Here is an 18,304-nt window from a genome sequence, read left to right as displayed (position 1 = left end):
GATTTCCGCTCTTGCGGCGGTATCTGTTGATCCCTGGGCGGCATGAGGGGCTCTTGCATTTGTTTTCCGGTTTTCAGTTCCGCGACTGGCTGCTTGCCAACGATCCGGCGCTTTCGCGCCTGCGCATGGCCTCGCGGGTGACGCTGACGATCGTCCTTTCCTTTGCCATCCTGTTTGCCATCCAGATGTTCATCGTGCCGCTGCCGACGGCGGCCTTCGGTCTCGGCATCGTACTGTCGATCGAAGGTGGGGTGGCGGTGCGCGACAAGGGCAATTCGCGCCAGCTGGTGACTCGGCTTTTCGGCTGTCTCGCGAGCATTGCCGTCGTCGCCATCGCCGCGGGGCTGGAGGATCGACGTTTTCTCTCCGATCTCGTCTTCCTGGTGGTGATCGCGCTCGCATCGGCTGGGCGGGTGTTCGGGCCGCGCGGTTTCGCAATCGGCATGTTCGCCTTCACCTCCTATTTCATGGGCGCCTATTTCCAGCCTTCGCTTGCCGAGCTGCCTTATGTGGCGACCGGCCCCGTCGTCGCGGTGCTGGTCGGCCATGTGGTGAGGGCGGTGCTTCTGCCGGATGATTGGCGGCGCGACCTGCTGCGCTCGCTCGAAAGCGTGCGCGGCCGGATCAACCAGATCCTCTTCAAGCTCGCCACCCTTGCCGGCAGCGGTCATATCGGCGAGGCCGACCGGCAGGAGTTGCGCCAGCTGGAAGACCGGCTGAAGGAAGTGGTGCTGATGGCCGAAACCTTCATCCCGCGCCCGCCGGCCGGCGTCTTCGACGGTGCTTCCGATCCTGCCGCGGAACTGGCGATCCGGCTCTTCGATGCGCATCTCGCTGCCGAAAGCGCGATCGTGGTGAGTTTTCAGAGCCTGCCGCCCTTTGCGCTCGTTCATGCGGTGATCGAGGCGGATGCGACTGAGCTAGCACCCTATAGTGCCATGGCGGAAGCCATCAAGGACGAGCCGCAGGGCGAAACCGTGCGGGCGCTGCTCTGGCTCGGCGAGGCGCAGCAGCAATTGACGCAGGCGATTGGCGAGGGGCAGGCTTCCGGCTTTGCCGGCATCGATGCCGTCAAGGACACGGCGCAGCCTGAAAAGATCGACTTTTCCTTTGCCAATCCGCTGCTGCGCTCGGCGCTGCAGATCACGCTCGCCTCGGCACTCGCCATGGGCTTCGGTCTGCTTCTGTCGCGCGAACGCTGGTTCTGGGCGGTGCTGGCCGCCTTCCTCGTCTTCACCAACACCAATTCACGCGGCGATACGGCGATGAAGGCGCTGTCGCGCTCGCTGGGCACGGTGTTCGGGATTGCCATCGGCCTTGCGCTGGCGACGCTGATTTCGGGTCAACTGGTCATCGCCATTCCGGTAGCGGCCGCCTGCATCTTCCTCGCCTTCTATTTCCTGCAGGTCTCCTATGCGACGATGACCTTCTTCATCTCAATCGTGCTCTGCCTGGTCTACGGCATGACCGGGGTGCTGACGCTCGATCTCCTGCAATTGCGCATTGGGGAGACCGTGATCGGCGCGGTGGCCGGGACAGCGGTCGCCTTCCTCGTCTTTCCCGCACGCACGCGTGGCGCGCTTGATGCAGCACTCGCCCGCTGGTTTCAGGCGCTGGACGAGTTGTTGAGCGCGATCGGCGAAGGCAAGAGCGGTCTTGCGCTGATTGCGCTGTCGCAGAAGATCGATGCCTGCTACCGCGACGTAACGGTGGCGGCGCGGCCGCTCGGCTCGTCCTGGTCGGTGGTGACGCGGCCCGGCCAGATCCGCCAGACGCTGGCGATCTTCCTCTCCTGCACCTATTGGGCGCGCATCCTGGCGAAGAGCTACGCAGCATCGGCCGAGGCCGACGAGCTGAAGAGGCTAATCGCGTCGGATCTGGCGCTGATGAAGGATGCGGCCCCGCGCGGCTCGACCTGTTTCTTCGTCGAGCGCAAGGCGTCGCGGACGACAGGCCGGCACCTGCCGCTGTCGCGCGAGGGCGCCAGACTCGGGCTCGAAATGATCGGTTCGGCGCTGGAAAGGCTCTATCCGCAGGCTGATGTCTTGCCGTTTGCACCGGGCGAGGTTATTGCGCGCTCGAAACAGGGATAGAACCATGGCAGGCACGAACAGCGAGCGTCAACTTCTGGCCGAAGGGCCGGCCATCATTCTGGTCGAGCCGCAGATGGGCGAGAATATCGGCATGGTGGCGCGTGCCATGGCGAATTTCGGCCTTGCTGAACTGCGCCTCGTCAATCCGCGCGACGGCTGGCCGAACGAGAAAGCCCTGGCGACCGCCTCCAAGGCCGATCACGTGATCGAGGCGACCAAGGTCTACGACACGCTGGAGCAGGCCGTCGCCGATCTCAACTTCGTCTATGCGACGACGGCGCGTGAGCGCGACGGTTACAAGCCGGTGCGTTCACCCGTCATCGCCGCCGAAACGCTGAGGACCAGGTTCCGCGCGGGCGAGGGGACCGGCATCCTTTTCGGCCGTGAGCGCTGGGGGCTGACCAACGAGGAGGTCGCGCTTGCCGACGAGATCGTCACCTTTCCCGTCAATCCGGCTTTCGCGTCGCTGAACATTGCCCAGGCCGTGCTGCTGATGTCTTATGAATGGATGAAATCCGGCATGGAGGATCTTGGCGCCGTGCCCTTCCAGGCGATGGGGCAGACGCCTTCGACCAAGGAACAGCTGTTCGGCCTGTTCGACCAGCTGGAAGAGGCGCTCGATGCGCGCGGTTATTTCCATCCTGCCGGGAAAAAGCCGAAAATGGTCGACAATCTGCGTGCCGTTCTCTCCCGCCGGGCCTTCACGGAGCAGGAAATCAGCGTGCTGCGCGGCGTCATCTCCTCTCTCGACCGCTTCTCGCGCAAGAGCCCGCGCGGCGGCCGGTTCCCCACAGCGGCCAAGGAAACACCGCCAGATGACAGCGCCGACGCATGAGCTGAAACCCGTCCTCGTCTTCGATTCCGGCATCGGCGGGCTGACCGTCTTGCGCGAGGCGCGTGTGCTGATGCCGGAACGCGGCTTCATCTATGTCGCTGACGATGCCGGTTTCCCCTATGGCGGCTGGGAGGAGCAGGCGCTGAAGGAGCGGGTGATCGGGCTTTTCGGCCGGCTGCTTGAGGAGCACGATCCCGAAGTCTGCATCATCGCCTGCAACACCGCCTTCACGCTTGTTGGTGCCGATCTGCGCGCCGCCTTTCCGCAGATGACCTTCGTCGGCACCGTGCCGGCGATCAAACCGGCGGCGGAGCGCACCCGGTCCGGCCTGGTCTCGGTGCTCGCGACGCCGGGCACGGTCAAGCGCGCCTATACGCGCGATCTCATCCAGTCCTTCGCGCAGCAATGCCATGTTCGCCTCGTCGGCTCGGAGAACCTTGCGCGCATGGCAGAGGCCTATATTCGCGGTGACGCTGTCTCCGACGACGCCGTGCTTGCCGAAATTGATCAATGTTTCGTCGAGAAGGACAGTCAGAGGACCGATATCGTCGTGCTCGCCTGCACGCACTATCCCTTCATGGCCAATTTATTCCGCAGACTGGCGCCTTGGCCGGTGGACTGGCTGGATCCGGCAGAAGCCATTGCCCGGCGGGCGCGCACACTGGTTCCGCAGATCGCCGATGCTGTTCACCCCGATAATTTCGACTTTGCCGTCTTTACATCCGGCAATCCCGACTTTGCGACGCGCCGACTGATGCAGGGTTTCGGTCTCAGCACGCGATAAGGCACTGCGCGCTTTATTTCACCGATGTCATCGCGCAAGATCTCCGGGGAATCGCAGGCAGGTGTCCGCTAATTACATAAAGGGATGCGCCGTGCCGCTGCAAAGACTTGTCATGCTGATCTTCTTTCTGCAGCCGATAGCCTTTGGTGCCTGGTTACCGCGCATTCCCGATATCCAGGCGAAGCTTGAACTCGGCACCGCCGATCTGGCCGTCGCACTTCTGGGATTGCCGATCGGCACGCTGATCACCCTGCCGTTTGCCGGCCGCCTCGTCTCGCGCATCGGCGGGCGCATGGCGATTATCTATGGTTTCATCTTCTTTCTTGCCGTGGTTTCGCTTCCAGCCTTCGCGCCCAGCGCCATGCTTCTGTTCTTCGCCTTGATTGTCGTTGGGGTCGCGCTTTCGACGGTGGAACTCGGCATGAATGTCGAGGCCGATGTGACGGAGAAGGCGACGGGGCTGATCATCATGAGCCGCTGCCACGGCTTCTGGAGCTTCGGCATCATGGCCGGCAGCCTGATCGGTGTTGGTGCCATAGCAATCGGGCTTTCGCCGCACTGGTCGATCCTGATCACGGCGATCGTCATCCTGCCGGTGGCGCTGATTGCCAGCCTGCGCCTGCCGAAATTGCCGGAAAGTCACCATGCGGAGAATTCGCAGGCAAAGACCGGCTTCAAGCCGCCAAGCCTTGCGCTGCTCGGGATCTGCGCCTTCGTCTTCGGCGTGACCATGACCGAAGGTGCGATCGCCGATTGGTCGGCGATTTACCTCCGCGATGTCATGCATGCCGAGGGCGCGCAAACCGGCCTTGGTTATTCGGTTTTCGCTTTCATGGTTGCGGCGGGGCGCTTCAGCGGTGATTACATGAAAGGCCGCTTCGGCGCGGTTGCCATTGCCCGCGGCTGCGGCATCGCCTCGCTTGCCGGCATGCTCGTCGTTCTCCTTGCGCCCGCGACGCCGCTTGCCCTCATCGGCTTTGCCGCAGTCGGTGTCGGCGTCTCGGTCGGGTTTCCGCTTGCGGTGACAGCCGTCGCTTCGCTGACCGACCGCCCGCCCGCGTCAAGCGTTGCGACGCTCTCCTTCGCAGCCCTGAGCGGCTTTCTCATCGGGCCGCCGATCATCGGCTTTCTCGGCGAACTCCTGGGCTTGCGTGTGGGGCTTGCGGTCTTGCTGATACCGCTTTTCGTCAGCCTGCTCTGCACCCGTTTGCTGATTCCGATGCAGAAGGACATGGTGGCCGACCTCGTTGAGCGCGAGGCGGTGTAAAAACCTATTTCCCAGGGCTGACTTTCCCTGTGGGTTCTTGACGGTTTGACGACAACAGCGGCTGCGAATCTGCTAGAGACGGGCCGGGAATTTGTAAGGGGAATTGGACGTGCAGGTTGGCATCGATATGGGACTGGCGTCCGGCGCTCCTGCGACGCTCGATATCGAGGAGCTGCTGGCGACACGCCTGCTCGTTCAGGGCAATTCCGGATCGGGCAAGTCGCATCTGCTGCGCCGCCTGCTCGAGCAATCGGCGCAATGGGTGCAGCAGGTCATCATCGATCCCGAGGGTGATTTCGTCACACTCAGCGACAGGTACGGCCATGTCGTCGTCGACGGTGAGCGCACCGAGGCCGAGCTTGCCGGCATTGCCAACCGTATCCGCCAGCACCGAGTATCCTGCGTGCTGACGCTGGAAGGGCTTGATATCGAGCAGCAGATGCGGGCGGCGGCCGCCTTCCTCAACGGCATGTTCGATGCCGATCGCGAATATTGGTATCCTGTTCTCGTCGTGGTCGACGAAGCGCAGATGTTTGCGCCGTCGGTCGGCGGCGACGTGTCGGAAGATGCGCGCAAGGCTTCGCTCGGTGCCATGACCAATCTCATGTGTCGCGGGCGAAAGCGCGGACTTGCCGGCGTCATAGCCACACAGCGTCTTGCCAAGCTTGCAAAGAACGTGGCGGCTGAAGCCTCGAACTTCCTGATGGGTCGCACCTTCCTCGATATCGACATGGCGCGCGCCGCAGACCTGCTCGGCATGGACCGTCGCCAGGCGGAAATGTTCCGAGATCTCAAGCGCGGCCATTTCGTAGCGCTCGGTCCGGCATTGTCGCGCCGGCCGCTGCCGATCCAGATCGGCAATGTCGAGACCTCGGCGCGCTCTTCCAGCCCGAAGCTGATGCCGCTGCCGGATGCGCCTCAGGATGTGGAAGACCTGATCTTCACGCCCGATCCGGAGGAATTCCAACGCCCGCTGGTGCGCCGCGCCCCGCCGGCGCCGCGGCCGACGACCGATATTCTGGCCGAACTCTCGCGCTCGACGCCGGCGGCATCGGCTGCACCTGCCGAGGCGAGGGCCAGCCAGGTGGAAGTCTCCGCCGAGGAGCGGGAGGAGCGGCTTGCCGGTGTGCTTGCCGAAATCCTCGACGATCCCACCTCCGCCTTCCGTACCGATTCGGTGCTCTACCAGGATTTTCTGGTCCGGCTGCGCATGCGCCGGGTGCCGGGACCGCCGATCGCGCTGCCGGATTTCCGCCGGCGGGTGGCGATTTCGCGCTCCGGCGTCGATGCGGCAACGGCCGCGACCGATGCCTGGGCGACGGCGCTGTCGCTGTCATCGGGTGTCACCGACGACCTGCAGGGCGTCTTCCTGATGCTCGCCAAGGCCGCCGTCTGCGGCGAGCCGTGTCCGTCGGACGCCCGCATCGCCCGCTCCTACGGCACTCATTCCGCCCGCCGTGCGCGGCGCCTGCTTGGCTATTTCGAGGAGCAGGGCATCATCGTCGTGCACGCCGATTTTTCCGGCAAGCGTATCGTCGCTTTCCCTGATATGGACTGCCAGACGGCGCCGGGCGATGCCAACGCACCTGATGCTGGCGGGGACCAACCGCTGGCGGCGGAATAGTGGCGCTTTCCAGGATGCTGCTGTTGACATTTTCATGACGGCGCTCTAAAGACCGCCGCAAGCACCGGGCAGCAATGTCCGGTGTTTCATTTAACATGTCCCGTGGATCGTTCCTGTTCGCTAACCGGAACATCCTGTCAGGTTGGAAGATACCAGAGGAGGGCGTGTTTCCTTCATGCGGTTTGGCAACAAACCGTCATAAACCTTTGAAAGGAAATACGATGAGCAAGCGCGAATCGTCCAAGTACAAAATTGACCGCCGTATGGGCGAAAATATCTGGGGTCGTCCGAAGTCCCCGGTGAACCGCCGCGAATATGGCCCGGGCCAGCACGGCCAGCGCCGCAAGGGCAAGCTTTCGGACTTCGGTGTGCAGTTGCGCGCGAAGCAGAAGCTCAAGGGTTACTACGGTGACCTGCGCGAAAAGCAGTTCCGCGCGATCTTCGCCGAAGCCGACCGCCGCAAGGGCGACACGTCTGAAAACCTGATCGGCCTCTTGGAATCGCGCCTCGACGCAATCGTCTATCGCGCCAAGTTCGTCCCGACGGTCTTTGCTGCCCGCCAGTTCGTCAACCATGGTCACGTCACCGTCAACGGTGTGCGCGTCAACATCGGTTCCTACCGTTGCAAGGCCGGCGACGTCATCGAAGTTCGCGAAAAGTCGAAGCAGCTGGTAATCGTTCTGGAAGCCGTCAGCCTCGCAGAGCGTGACGTTCCCGACTATATCGAAGTCGATCACAACAAGATGGTCGCAACCTTCGGCCGCGTTCCGACGCTCAGCGACGTTCCGTTCCCGGTCGTCATGGAACCGCACCTGGTCGTCGAATTCTATTCGCGTTAATGCCTTCGTCTCGCAGTCGAAACCGATTGCGAGACAACAGCATGCGTCGATATACGGAAAGCCGCTCTTTCGAGCGGCTTTTTTGCGATCTGGAGAGAAGCAATGGCAGATTTGCAGGCGACCCTCGATAGCATCTACGCCGATATCCAGCCGCGGATCGGCGAGGGCAAGGTCGCGGATTATATTCCCGAGCTCGCCAAGGTCGATCCGAAGCAGTTCGGCATGGCGATCGTCACCGTCGACGGCAAAGTCTATCGCGTCGGCGATGCCGACATCGCCTTCTCGATCCAGAGCATATCGAAGGTCTTCATGTTGACGCTGGCGCTCGGCAAGGTCGGCGAGGGGCTGTGGAAGCGCGTCGGGCGCGAACCCTCCGGATCGGCTTTCAACTCGATCGTCCAGCTCGAGCACGAGAGCGGCATCCCCCGCAACCCCTTCATCAATGCCGGTGCGATCGCCGTCAGCGACGTCGTCATGGCCGGCCATGCCCCGCGCGAGGCAATCGGCGAGCTGTTGCGCTTCGTTCGCTATCTTGCCGATGACGAGTCGATTACCATCGACGACAAGGTGGCGCGCTCGGAAACGCAGACGGGATACCGCAATTTCGCGCTTGCCAATTTCATGCGCGCCTACCGCAATCTCGACCATCCCGTCGACCACGTGCTCGGCGTCTATTTCCATCAATGCGCCTTGTCGATGAGCTGCGAGCAACTCGCCCGCGCGGGGCTGTTCCTGGCGGCGCGCGGCAGCAATCCGACGACTGGCCATTCGGTGGTCTCGCCGAAGCGGGCCCGGCGCATCAATGCGCTGATGCTGACCTGCGGCCATTACGACGGCTCGGGTGATTTCGCCTATCATGTCGGCCTGCCCGGCAAGAGTGGCGTCGGCGGCGGCATTTTCGCGGTGGCGCCCGGTATTGCCTCGATCGCGGTGTGGTCGCCGGGGCTGAACAAGGTCGGCAATTCGCAGCTCGGCGCCGCGGCGCTGGAAATGCTCGCAGCGCGCACCGGCTGGTCGGTTTTCGGCGATTGACGCTGTGTTGCCAGGCGGGTTTCTGCTAGAGCAAGTGTGGAATTTCGGTAGGACGAAGCAATGAATATCGCAGCCAATATCGCCGACGTGTTGGAGAATAGCGAGGCCGACACCGGCGGCCATGCGCTGTTTGCCGATGCGCCGCGTTCCGTCTCCTTCAACAAGCTGCGAAAGCGGCTGCTGCGGCAGGTGCGCCAGGCCTTCGACGATTTCGACATGCTGAAGGGCCAGAAGCGCTGGCTGATCGGCCTTTCCGGCGGCAAGGATTCCTATGGGCTGCTGGCACTGCTGCTCGATCTCAAATGGCGCGGCCTGCTGCCGGTCGAACTGATCGCCTGCAATCTCGACCAGGGACAGCCGAATTTCCCGAAGCACGTGCTGCCGGACTATCTGACGAAGATCGGCGTTCAGCATCGGATCGAGTATCGCGACACCTATTCGATCGTGAAGGAGAAGGTGCCTGAAGGCGCCACCTATTGCTCGCTCTGTTCGCGGCTGCGCCGCGGCAATCTCTACCGCGTGGCGCGCGAAGAGGGCTGCGATGCGCTGGTGCTCGGCCACCACCGCGAAGACATTCTCGAAACCTTCTTCATGAATTTCTTCCATGGCGGACGGCTCGCCTCGATGCCGGCGAAGCTTCTGAACGACGAGGGCAACCTGATGGTGCTTCGGCCGCTCGCCTATGCCGCCGAGGACGACCTCGCGAAATTTGCTGCCGCCATGCAGTTTCCGATCATTCCCTGCGATCTCTGCGGCTCGCAGGACGGGCTGCAGCGCAATGCGATGAAGGACATGCTCGCCGATATCGAGCGGCGGATGCCGGGACGCAAGGATACGATGCTGCGGGCGCTTTCGCATGTGAACCCGTCGCATCTGCTCGACCCGAAACTCTTCGACTTTTCCACCCTTGGTGTCACCGATCCTTCATGAAAGGCCGGCTAAGCAGGCTGCTTATTGTATGACGGACAGGATTTCGCATGACTATTTCAGACCAGGATATTCTCTTTCTCGGCGATTGCGTCAGGGAAGCGGCGCAAGCCGAGATCATGCCGCGTTTCCGTAATCTCGGCGCTGCCGATGTTTCGGAGAAGACTTCGGCAATCGATCTGGTGACGCAGGCGGACGTGCTTGCCGAACACCGGATCACCGCGGCGCTGAGAGAGCGCTTTCCCAAAGCACTTGTCGTCGGCGAGGAGGCTTATGATGCCGACCGGTCCGTCGTGTCGGCACTTGCCGATGCCGAGCTCGCCTTCGTCATTGACCCTGTCGACGGGACGTTCAATTTCGCCGCCGGGCTTCCCGTCTTCGGGACGATGTTGGCGGTGACGATCAAGGGCGAGACGGTCGCCGGCATCATTCATGATCCCGTTCTCGGTGACACGGTGACGGCGATAAAGGGGGCAGGCGCCTTTCTGACGCGTCGGGATGGGCAGTCGACAAAGCTGAAGGTCGCTGAGCCTGCTAGCCTGAACCAGATGGTCGGTGGCCTGTCATGGAGCCACATGGACGAACCGGATCGCGCGCGTATCTGCGCCAACATGGCGAAGATCCGGATGACCTTTGCCTTCAACTGCTCGGCCTACGAATATTGGATGGTCGCCTCCGGCAAGATGCATTTCATCGGCCATGCGAAGCTGATGCCCTGGGATCACCTGGCCGGCGTGCTGGCGCATCAGGAGGCCGGCGGCCATACGGCGAAATTCGACGGAACGCCCTATCGCCCCGGCGAGACGACGGGTGGCATCATCTCCGCGCCCGACCCGGAGAGTTGGCAGCTCATCCGGCGCGAGATCGTCGGCATCTGATTCAAGGTTCTCCTGAGAGACCTAAGCGTGAGGATTTGACATGACTTCGACTGTCGACGTGACCGTTCTTGCCGATCTGCTGCGCCGCGCGGCGAAAGCAGAGATCCTGCCGCGCTTCCGCCGGCTTGGTCAGAGCGATGTGCGCGCCAAGAGCGAGGCGACAGATCTCGTCACCGAGGCCGACGAGCAGGCCGAGCGGATGATCAAGGCGGAAGCTGAGAGGCTCTGGCCGGGCGCGCTGTTCCTTGGCGAAGAATCAGTCGCGGCCGATCCCGATTTGCTCCACAGGCTCGAACATGCCGATCTCGCGATCGTCGTCGATCCGGTCGATGGCACGTTCAATTTCGCCGCCGGCATCCCGGCCTTCGGCGTCATGGCCTCCGTTGTGTCCGGCGGCGAGACGGTCGCCGGTATCATCTACGATCCGATGGGCGACGACTGGGTGATGGCAGAAAAGGGCGGCGGCGCCTGGCTGCGGCGGCCGGATGGCGAAGCGCAGCGGCTCTCGGTGGCAGCTCCTGTGGGACTGGAGCATATGGTCGGCATGGCTTCCACCGGCTACCTGCCGCAGCAGAAGCGCGCCGAAGTGCTCGGCAATCTTGCCAAAGTGCGCTTCCTCACCAATTACCGCTGCGCCGCCCACGAATACCGCACCTTTGCCGGCGGCCATGTGCATTACCTCATGTACAACAAGCTGATGCCCTGGGATCACCTTGCCGGCACGCTGATCTCGCAGGAGGCCGGCGCCTATGCGGCGCGCTTCGACGGCTCACCCTATCTGCCGCACCATCTTGACGGCGGGCTGCTGATTGCGCCCGACAAGGCCTCGTGGGACGTGTTGCGGCACGAGGTTTTCACGGTCTGAATGCACGGAAAGCCAAGCGATCGGGCTAGCCGTACCGTCGCATAATTTAATGTCCGAGCAGAATTGCGCCCGCTGCGACGATCAAGCAGGCGAGAATGCGCCGAAACGTCAGGGTTTCCTTCAGAAACAGCCAGCCGATCAGGACGGCGAAAACGACGCTCGTTTCCCGCAGCGCCGTGATCGGTCCGGCAGGCCCGAGCGAGAAGGCTGCGATGACAACCCCGTAGGCGATCATAGCGACCAGTCCGCCGCCAAGCGCCTTCCATGTGTCCGGCGCTCGAAAATCGACGACCAGCCGCCTGCGCATGGCGATGAACATGGCTGGAAGAAACGTGCCGTAGAGCACCAATACCCAGGCTGTATATGCACCGCTCGCACTGGTCTGCCGCACACCGATGGAATCGACGGTAGCATAGGCGGCGATGATGGTCCCGGTCGCGAGAGCAAGCAGATTGGACGCGGTAGAGGCTCTGCCTTTGCCAAGCGACAGGCTCATGATTCCCAGAGCGACAAGCACGACGCCAGCAATCTGGGAAAGGTCCAGACGATCGCCCGCGATGATGAAGCCGCCAATTGTCACCAGAAGTGGGACAGTCCCGCGAACGATCGGGTAGACCTGTCCCAGTTCTCCATTTCGGTAGGCGGCGACGAGGAAGACGCTATAACCCACCTGAAGAGCGGCCGAGAGTAGAATATAGGGCCACGCGTCGGATGTCGGCAGGGGATAGACGAACAGGAACGGCAGGGCCACGGTCGTACTGGCAAAGCTCATGACGGTAACGGTCCGAAGCCGATCGCCGCCGCTACGCAGGAATGCGTTCCAGGTCGCGTGCAGGATCGCTGCAAAGAGCGCCAGGCCGATAACGACGGCACTCACTGTCGTATTTCCGCCGAGAGAATCCCGGGCGCGATCCTTCGAGCGTTGTTGATCGCTTCCTTTCCTTGTGCCATCTGCGCGAGCAGGGTCGCCCCTTCGATCAGCATGAACAGGCTCATGGCGGCTTGCTTCGCACGATCTTCCGGTATGGATTGCGCCAGGATGCGTTGCAGCCGCTCCTGAAGATCGCGCTTCTGTCGTGTGACTGCCTCGAACACCACATGTTTCGGCTCCCCGAACTCGGCAAGCGCGTGCTGAAACAAGCATCCGTGGAAATCCGGACTGTTGAACCAGCGCTCATGCCAATCGAAAATTGCGAGGATGCTCTCTTGCGGCGACAATGACGCTTCGGCCAGCCGGTCGAGCTGGCGTTTGAACCTCTCCGCCCGCCAGTCCAGAACCTCGACAATGAGGCCGTCCTTACTTGGGAAATGCCGATACATGGTCATCTTTGCGACGGCAGCCTCGGCAATGATCTTGTCTATGCCGGTGGCATGGAAGCCGTCTCGTTTGAAGAGGCGATAGGCGGTTTCAACGATATGTTGGCGTTTCTCGGCGGCGTCGGCGCGAAGCGACATGGGAGACCTTAAATCTTAAATGATACAGACCTGTCTCACTCATATATCGACCGCCAGCTTTGGTCAACGGGCGATCGCACAGGGATGCATTGCCCAATCTCCCGATCGAGACGACAGTTTTCCGTCTGATTTTCACAGCGTCGCAAAAATCAGCCTTCTGCGGCGCTTCCCATTTCAGAAATGGGCAGCGCCCGGATCGAGCTGCGGGCTGTCTCCCGGATGGGTGAAGAGCTTGCCGTTTTCGGCCCAGAGGGTGGCTGCGATCGTCACCGCGCCGAAGAGCACGAAGCCGCCGAAGAGCGGCTGCACCGTGCCGTTGAACATCTGGCCGACCAGGCCGCCGAGGATGGCACCGGCGGTCGTCGAGACGAAGCCGGTGATGGCAGTTGCCGTGCCGGCGAGATTGCCCATCGGCTCGAGGCTGATCGCGGTGAAATTGGTGGCGATCAGGGCAAACATCATCAGCACGATGGTGAATATGCCGTAGGCAATGGCGAAATCCGGCTTGCCGGCCAGCGAATAAAAAAAGCCGACAGCCGATAGCGCCGTGAAGATCAGCAGGGCGGCGTGCGAGATACGGCGCATGCCGAATTTGCGCACGAAGAAGCCGTTGGCGAAATTGGCGACGGCGATGCCGCCAGCGGTGGCCGCAAAGGCGATCGGCAGCCAGTCGCCAAGGCCATAGACCTCGCCGAAGACCTGCTGCACCGAGATCACATAAGCGCTGATGACACCGGTGAACATGGTGAGGCCGATCATATAGCCGCAGGTGATGCGGTTGGTGAGCACGGTCTTGAAGCCATCCACGACAGAGGCGACCGACAGCGGCAGCCGCTCTTCCGGCGGCAGCGATTCCTTCAGCCGCAGGAGAGCCCAGACGAACAGGATGGTGGCGATGATGCCGAGCAGGATGAAGATCCAGTGCCAGTTGGCATAGAGGATGATGAGCTGGCCGACGGATGGGGCAACGATCGGCACGATCATGAAGACGATCATCACATAGGACATGACACGGGCCATTTCGCGGCCACCGAAGCAGTCGCGCACCATGGCCATGGTGGTGATGCGCACGGCCGCACCGCCAATACCCTGGACAAAACGCATGACGAGCAGCATTTCGAAGCTGCCGGTCGCTGCGGCGGCAAACATTCCGACAATATAGCAGGCCAAGCCGCCGAGCAGGATGTTGCGGCGGCCGAACGTATCCGAAAGGCTGCCGAAGAATATCTGCGAGACGCCGAAGCCTAAGAAGAACACGCCGATGATCAGCTGCGCGTCGTTGGTATTGGTGACGCCGAGGGAATGGCCGATATTGGGCAATGCCGGCAGCATGCTGTCGATCGCCATAGCGACGCTGGCGGTCATGATGGCGATGGTAACGACGAATTCGCCAAAGCCCATGCCGATGCGGCGGGAGCCCTGGTTTTCCTGGTGCGGTTTATGCGGCGGCGTCATGTGGTGAAATCCCGGATGCGTACGAGGCCCGCCGTTCAGACGGCTGGGTTCTGCGATTGGAAGAGGCGGCCCTTCTCGGCGATCAGCACGAAGACGAGCCCGATGATCGACACGACGAAATAGCCGGCGACCATCGGCAGTGCTGTGCCGTCGAAGGCCTGGCCGATGCCGGCGCCGATGATGGCGCCGCCGACCGTGCTCATGAAGCCGAGGACGGAGGAGGCGGTGCCGGCGACATGGCCGAGCGGCTCCATGGCGAGCGAATTGAAGTTCGAGCCGATCCAGCCGAACTGGAACATGGAAAGGCCGAAGAAGGAGATGAACAGAGCAAAGGGCATCGGCTCCGTGCTGGCCATCTGGACGATCAGCCAGATGGTGTTGATGGCGATGAAGCCGATGAGCGAACCGTGCGACAGGCGGCGCATGCCGAGCTTGCCGACGAAGCGCGAATTGAAGAAGGAGGACAACGACATGAAGATCGCCACGCCGGCGAAGGCGAAGGGGAAATAGACGCCGAGATCGTAGATGCCGACATAGACTTGCTGGGCGGAATTGATGAAGCCGAAGAGCGCGCCGAAGATGAAGGTGCTGGCGATGGTGTAGCAGAGCGCCACGCGATTGGTCAGCACCAGCTTGAAGGCGCCGAAGATCGAGCGGGCAGTGAAGGGGCGGACGTTCTGCGGATGCAAGGTTTCCGGCAGACGGAGATAGGCCCAGACGGCGATAGCAGTCGCCATCGCGGCGATGAAGAGGAAGATCAGGTGCCAGTTGCCGAAGAACATGACGATCTGGCCAGTGCCCGGCGCAATAACCGGTACGATCATGAAGACCATCATGATCAGCGACATGACTTCAGCCATCTGCCGGCCGCCATAGATATCGCGAACGATGGAGACGGTGATGACGCGGGTTGCGGCGGAGCCGACACCCTGGATGAAGCGCAGGGCGAGCAACCCAGCAAAGGAAGGAACGAAGACGATACTAATGGCGGACAGGATATAGATGACGAGGCCGATCAGAAGCGGCGTGCGGCGGCCGAAACGGTCGGAGAGCGGACCGTAGAACAGCTGGGCGCAGCCGAAGCCGAGCAGATAGGTGGAGACGACGAATTGCCGGTGGTTCTCGCTCTCGACGCCGAGGCTCGCGCCGATCTGCTGCAAGGCCGGGAGCATGATGTCGATCGCCAGCGAGTTAATGGCCATCAGGAAGGCTGCGAGCGCGATGAATTCTCGCTTGCCCATGGGCAGGCGGCCCGCGGACACGGCTTGTGAAGAATCTGTCACAATGAAATTCCCATAAACAGGTCAAGGCGCTGCTGGCCGCAGCGCCTCGAACTCAAGAAACAGATTTGGAAACCGGGCGGACGTCCGGTGACCGGTCAGGAGGCGGCGCGCACCGTGATGCCGTTTTCCTGGAGATGCTGCTGCAGTTCACCAGCCTGGAACATTTCCCGGACGATGTCGCAACCGCCGACGAACTCGCCCTTTACGTAGAGCTGCGGGATCGTCGGCCAGTTGGAATATTCCTTGATGCCCTGGCGGATTTCCGAATCGGCGAGCACGTTGACGCCCTTGTAGTCGACGCCGATGTAATCGAGAATCTGCACGACCTGGCCGGAGAAACCGCACTGCGGAAACTGCGGCGTGCCCTTCATGAAGAGGACGACGTCGTTGCTCTTGATTTCGTTGTCGATGAATTCGTGAATGCCGCTCATGGGACCTAATCCTTTCAACAGGCGGGTTAAAGGCCCACCGTTTCAATCGTTGCCTTTAGATAGCATGCGACGGCAGGAATTCCAGCCGCCCGAACCAAAAAAAGACCAATTCGGGCTGGGCCTCGCTGAGGATTGTTGCCGTCGCGTTACGGCCGGAGTTTTTGCCGCTCGCCTCAGCTGCGACGCTGGCGGCTGCGGCCGGCGGCGGTGCGGCGCTTGCTGACCTGTTTGCGGGCGGGCTTGGCCTTGGCCGAGGTCGTCTTGCGCGTTGCCGTCGTCGTCGCGACGGGGCGTGTCTTACGCCTCCTGCGCTTCGTCGTAGCGCGGCCGGTGGTTTTCTTCAGGATTTCCTTCAGCACGGTGTCGACGACGCCCGATATCAATTCTTTCACCAGGTCGGCCACAAAACCCCTCCGTTCGTGTTGGAAACGACATGGCCGCTATTGAATTCCGGAAGAGTTCGGTTAGCAAGACCGCTTCGAGACCGTAGCTGCTTTTTCGCCGATATAAGCGACCAGCAGCCGGATCGCAGCAACAAGCCGGCCATTGCCCGGCCGGAAGAACGGAATGAAATTGATCGAGAAGCGGGTCGTCCTGCACTTTCCCGGCTTCGAGCCGCTCGACGGTACCGCCCACCGGGCGCGCTACGAGCGTTCGGCAAAACAGAGTGCGGCCGTCTGGGGCTATTCGCTCGAGATGGGGGCGCCGGTGTCGGAAAGCAACCCGTTGAACTTCACGGTCACGACAGCCGGCGAAGCGGCGTCCGGGTCAGAGACCATATCCTCCGCCTGGCAGACGAAGAGCCGGATCTATATGGTCGATCATGATCTGCTCGTGCGCCGGTTGCGCAGCGGCAATACGATCAGTCAGATTCTTGCGGGCTTTCGCAGCTGCGCCCAGATCATGATCGAAGGCGGCATGCGGGGATATTTCCGCCATGCCTGGCGTTTCGGGCTGTTCTTCCTCTTCCCCTTTCTGCTGACGGCGCTGGCAATCGTGTTGACCGCGGTAATCGCCCTTACGCCCTATAGTCTCGGCTTTTCCGCCTGGCACACGCTCTGGAGCGGACCGCTGGCGCTCTGCTTCTTTATCTTCGCTTTTCTGCCGTTTTCCGAACGCTTCCACACGCTGCATCTCTTTGCCGACTGGGGAATGGCGGTGGCGCTCGGCCGGATGGACCGGGCCGATTTCAATAACTGGCTGGAAGACCGGGCGACCGTCGTGCGTGAGGTGTTCACCGAAGAAGCGGACGAGTATGTGATCTCGTCGCACAGCATGGGATCGAGTGTGGCCGCCCATGTCATTGGCATGTTGCTCGAAAGGGAGCCGGAGATCTTCGCGGGCAAGCGAGTGGTATTCGCCACGCTCGGCAGCGCCATCCTGCAATGCGCGCTGCTGTCATCGGCGAGCCTGCTGCGCGCCCGCGTCGGTCTGATCGCCCGCTGTCCCGAGATTTCCTGGCTCGACGTGCAGTGCCTGACGGATTCGATCAATTTCTACAAGGTGCCGGTTGTGGCGGTCTCAGGGCATGAGGATTCGCCTCCGGCGAAGATCCTGTTCATTCGTGTCAAGCAGATGCTGACGCGCGAACATTACCGCAAGATTCGCAAAGACCAGCTGCGCGTTCATCGGCAATATGTGCTAGGGCCTGATCTGAAGGCGCCGTTCGATTTCACACTGATGACCTCGGGGCCGATGCCGGCGTCGGTCTTTGCCTCTCCGGAGCAGAACAAGCTGCCGGCTTGAGGGCTGGGTTGCAGAGTTTTTGCTGCTCGGCGAGCGCGGGATCAAGCTCGACCCATTTCCGCACGCCGCCATCATGGGAGCTTCTCTTCACCGTCGCCGGCCAAGTCAACGTCTCCCGCAGCAGTTTCGTTCAGACGGCGTATGAAATCCGCAAAGAAGGCCGAGGCATGAACGGATCTTCGGTGCACGGCGATCGTCTGGGGAATTTCGGAGAATGCTCCCTCCACTAGTCGGAAGCCGGAAATCCGCTCCGAAGTCTGAACGAGGAATTCGGTCAAACCCGCAGCCGCGTCGCATTGCGACCCGACAAGGAGATCGATGGCAGCTGCCGGGCTGTCAGTATGCGAGACAGTGGCCTTTTCAAGGATACGTTCGAGCTGCTTCGTATAGGCGGCACTCCTTGCGGAGGCGATTTGCACGCTTTCAATGTCGAGGTCTCCGACCGTCCGGAACGCCGAAGCCTCAGCCACCATATAGGTCGCTTTGACGGACATATAGGGGGGTGAAAAGGAGAACCGGTCGGCTCTGGATGCATCCGAGGCAATGAAAGCAATGTCCCACTCGCCGCGATCCGCAGCGGCGAGGATGTCGGCGGCCGAGCCGTACTGGATCAGCGACAGTCCGCAATCCAGTTGCTCGGCAATCTTGTGTCCCATCAGAGCGCTTGGACCGATCAATGCGGCCGCCTGATCGTCCCAGCGGACCAAGGCTGCATTCGACATGTTGACGGCGGCCCTGATTACGCCCGCGGGCGCTATCTCGGACAGAACTTTTTTCCGCGTCGACATCG

At 61.8% G+C, this 18,304-nt stretch carries 18 protein-coding genes; 11 read left to right on the top strand and 7 right to left on the bottom strand.

What is annotated here, in order from left to right:
- Window positions 1-53: 53 nt before the first annotated feature.
- From G9X68_RS12605 to G9X68_RS12560, 10 genes are all read left to right on the top strand, one after another.
- Entirely contained in the window at window positions 54-2,093 is a 2,040-nt protein-coding gene (locus G9X68_RS12605; protein WP_171602629.1) for an FUSC family protein, read from the top strand.
- A 4-nt stretch (window positions 2,094-2,097) separates the two neighbouring features.
- On the top strand, window positions 2,098-2,928 hold the full coding sequence (locus G9X68_RS12600; protein ID WP_171602628.1) for an RNA methyltransferase: 831 nt from the start codon (window positions 2,098-2,100) through the stop codon (window positions 2,926-2,928).
- Window positions 2,909-3,712 carry a glutamate racemase gene (gene murI, locus G9X68_RS12595; RefSeq protein WP_027684519.1) on the top strand — a complete coding sequence of 268 codons (804 nt, stop codon included), beginning with the start codon at window positions 2,909-2,911 and terminating at the stop codon, window positions 3,710-3,712. Before G9X68_RS12600 ends, murI begins: the two co-directional genes overlap by 20 nt.
- Before the next feature lie 91 nt (window positions 3,713-3,803).
- Window positions 3,804-4,979 carry an MFS transporter gene (locus tag G9X68_RS12590; RefSeq protein WP_171602627.1) on the top strand — a complete coding sequence of 392 codons (1,176 nt, stop codon included), beginning with the start codon at window positions 3,804-3,806 and terminating at the stop codon, window positions 4,977-4,979.
- 109 nt (window positions 4,980-5,088) lie between these two features.
- A complete protein-coding gene (locus tag G9X68_RS12585) occupies window positions 5,089-6,603 on the top strand; it encodes a helicase HerA domain-containing protein (RefSeq protein WP_171602626.1) in 1,515 nt (504 codons plus the stop codon).
- A 221-nt stretch (window positions 6,604-6,824) separates the two neighbouring features.
- Window positions 6,825-7,442, top strand: coding sequence for a 30S ribosomal protein S4 (rpsD, locus tag G9X68_RS12580; RefSeq protein WP_003586216.1), 618 nt, complete (start codon window positions 6,825-6,827; stop codon window positions 7,440-7,442).
- A 102-nt stretch (window positions 7,443-7,544) separates the two neighbouring features.
- On the top strand, window positions 7,545-8,474 hold the full coding sequence (locus G9X68_RS12575; protein ID WP_003540105.1) for a glutaminase: 930 nt from the start codon (window positions 7,545-7,547) through the stop codon (window positions 8,472-8,474).
- Window positions 8,475-8,534: 60 nt separating this feature from the next.
- Window positions 8,535-9,404 carry a tRNA 2-thiocytidine(32) synthetase TtcA gene (gene ttcA / locus G9X68_RS12570; protein WP_171602625.1) on the top strand — a complete coding sequence of 290 codons (870 nt, stop codon included), beginning with the start codon at window positions 8,535-8,537 and terminating at the stop codon, window positions 9,402-9,404.
- Between the two features lie 47 nt (window positions 9,405-9,451).
- Entirely contained in the window at window positions 9,452-10,279 is an 828-nt protein-coding gene (locus tag G9X68_RS12565; RefSeq protein ID WP_171602624.1) for an inositol monophosphatase family protein, read from the top strand.
- Window positions 10,280-10,319: 40 nt separating this feature from the next.
- Complete coding sequence (locus G9X68_RS12560; RefSeq protein WP_171602623.1) at window positions 10,320-11,144, top strand: inositol monophosphatase family protein; 825 nt, start codon at window positions 10,320-10,322, stop codon at window positions 11,142-11,144.
- Window positions 11,145-11,190: 46 nt separating this feature from the next.
- On the opposite strand, the gene G9X68_RS12555 is transcribed toward G9X68_RS12560, so the two are convergent.
- The 6 genes from G9X68_RS12555 to G9X68_RS12530 all read right to left on the bottom strand — a co-directional run bounded on the left by G9X68_RS12555 (window position 11,191) and on the right by G9X68_RS12530 (window position 16,172).
- Window positions 11,191-12,021, bottom strand: a complete 831-nt coding sequence (locus G9X68_RS12555; protein WP_171602622.1) for an EamA family transporter — start codon at window positions 12,019-12,021, stop codon at window positions 11,191-11,193.
- Entirely contained in the window at window positions 12,018-12,599 is a 582-nt protein-coding gene (locus G9X68_RS12550; protein ID WP_171602621.1) for a TetR/AcrR family transcriptional regulator, read from the bottom strand. Before G9X68_RS12550 ends, G9X68_RS12555 begins: the two co-directional genes overlap by 4 nt.
- Before the next feature lie 174 nt (window positions 12,600-12,773).
- Window positions 12,774-14,054 carry a multidrug effflux MFS transporter gene (locus G9X68_RS12545; protein ID WP_171602620.1) on the bottom strand — a complete coding sequence of 427 codons (1,281 nt, stop codon included), beginning with the start codon at window positions 14,052-14,054 and terminating at the stop codon, window positions 12,774-12,776.
- Window positions 14,055-14,089: 35 nt separating this feature from the next.
- A complete protein-coding gene (locus tag G9X68_RS12540) occupies window positions 14,090-15,295 on the bottom strand; it encodes a multidrug effflux MFS transporter (RefSeq protein ID WP_171602619.1) in 1,206 nt (401 codons plus the stop codon).
- A gap of 137 nt (window positions 15,296-15,432) precedes the next feature.
- Window positions 15,433-15,768 (bottom strand): Grx4 family monothiol glutaredoxin, encoded by a 336-nt coding sequence (grxD, locus tag G9X68_RS12535; protein ID WP_171602618.1) that lies wholly within the window; start codon window positions 15,766-15,768, stop codon window positions 15,433-15,435.
- 173 nt (window positions 15,769-15,941) lie between these two features.
- On the bottom strand, window positions 15,942-16,172 hold the full coding sequence (locus G9X68_RS12530) for a hypothetical protein (protein ID WP_171602617.1): 231 nt from the start codon (window positions 16,170-16,172) through the stop codon (window positions 15,942-15,944).
- A 163-nt stretch (window positions 16,173-16,335) separates the two neighbouring features.
- Between G9X68_RS12530 and G9X68_RS12525 the strand changes: the two genes are divergently transcribed.
- The gene (locus G9X68_RS12525) at window positions 16,336-17,514 is read left to right on the top strand and encodes an alpha/beta fold hydrolase (protein ID WP_171602616.1); all 1,179 of its coding nucleotides are present in this window, start codon (window positions 16,336-16,338) and stop codon (window positions 17,512-17,514) included.
- Between the two features lie 71 nt (window positions 17,515-17,585).
- Here the strand turns inward: G9X68_RS12525 and G9X68_RS12520 are convergent, their stop codons facing one another.
- Window positions 17,586-18,302, bottom strand: a complete 717-nt coding sequence (locus tag G9X68_RS12520) for a transporter substrate-binding domain-containing protein (protein WP_171602615.1) — start codon at window positions 18,300-18,302, stop codon at window positions 17,586-17,588.
- Window positions 18,303-18,304: the final 2 nt, after the last annotated feature.

Source organism: Rhizobium changzhiense, from assembly GCF_013087625.1.
Classification (GTDB): domain Bacteria; phylum Pseudomonadota; class Alphaproteobacteria; order Rhizobiales; family Rhizobiaceae; genus Rhizobium; species Rhizobium sophorae.
This window is presented reverse-complemented; position numbering and strand designations above follow the sequence as displayed.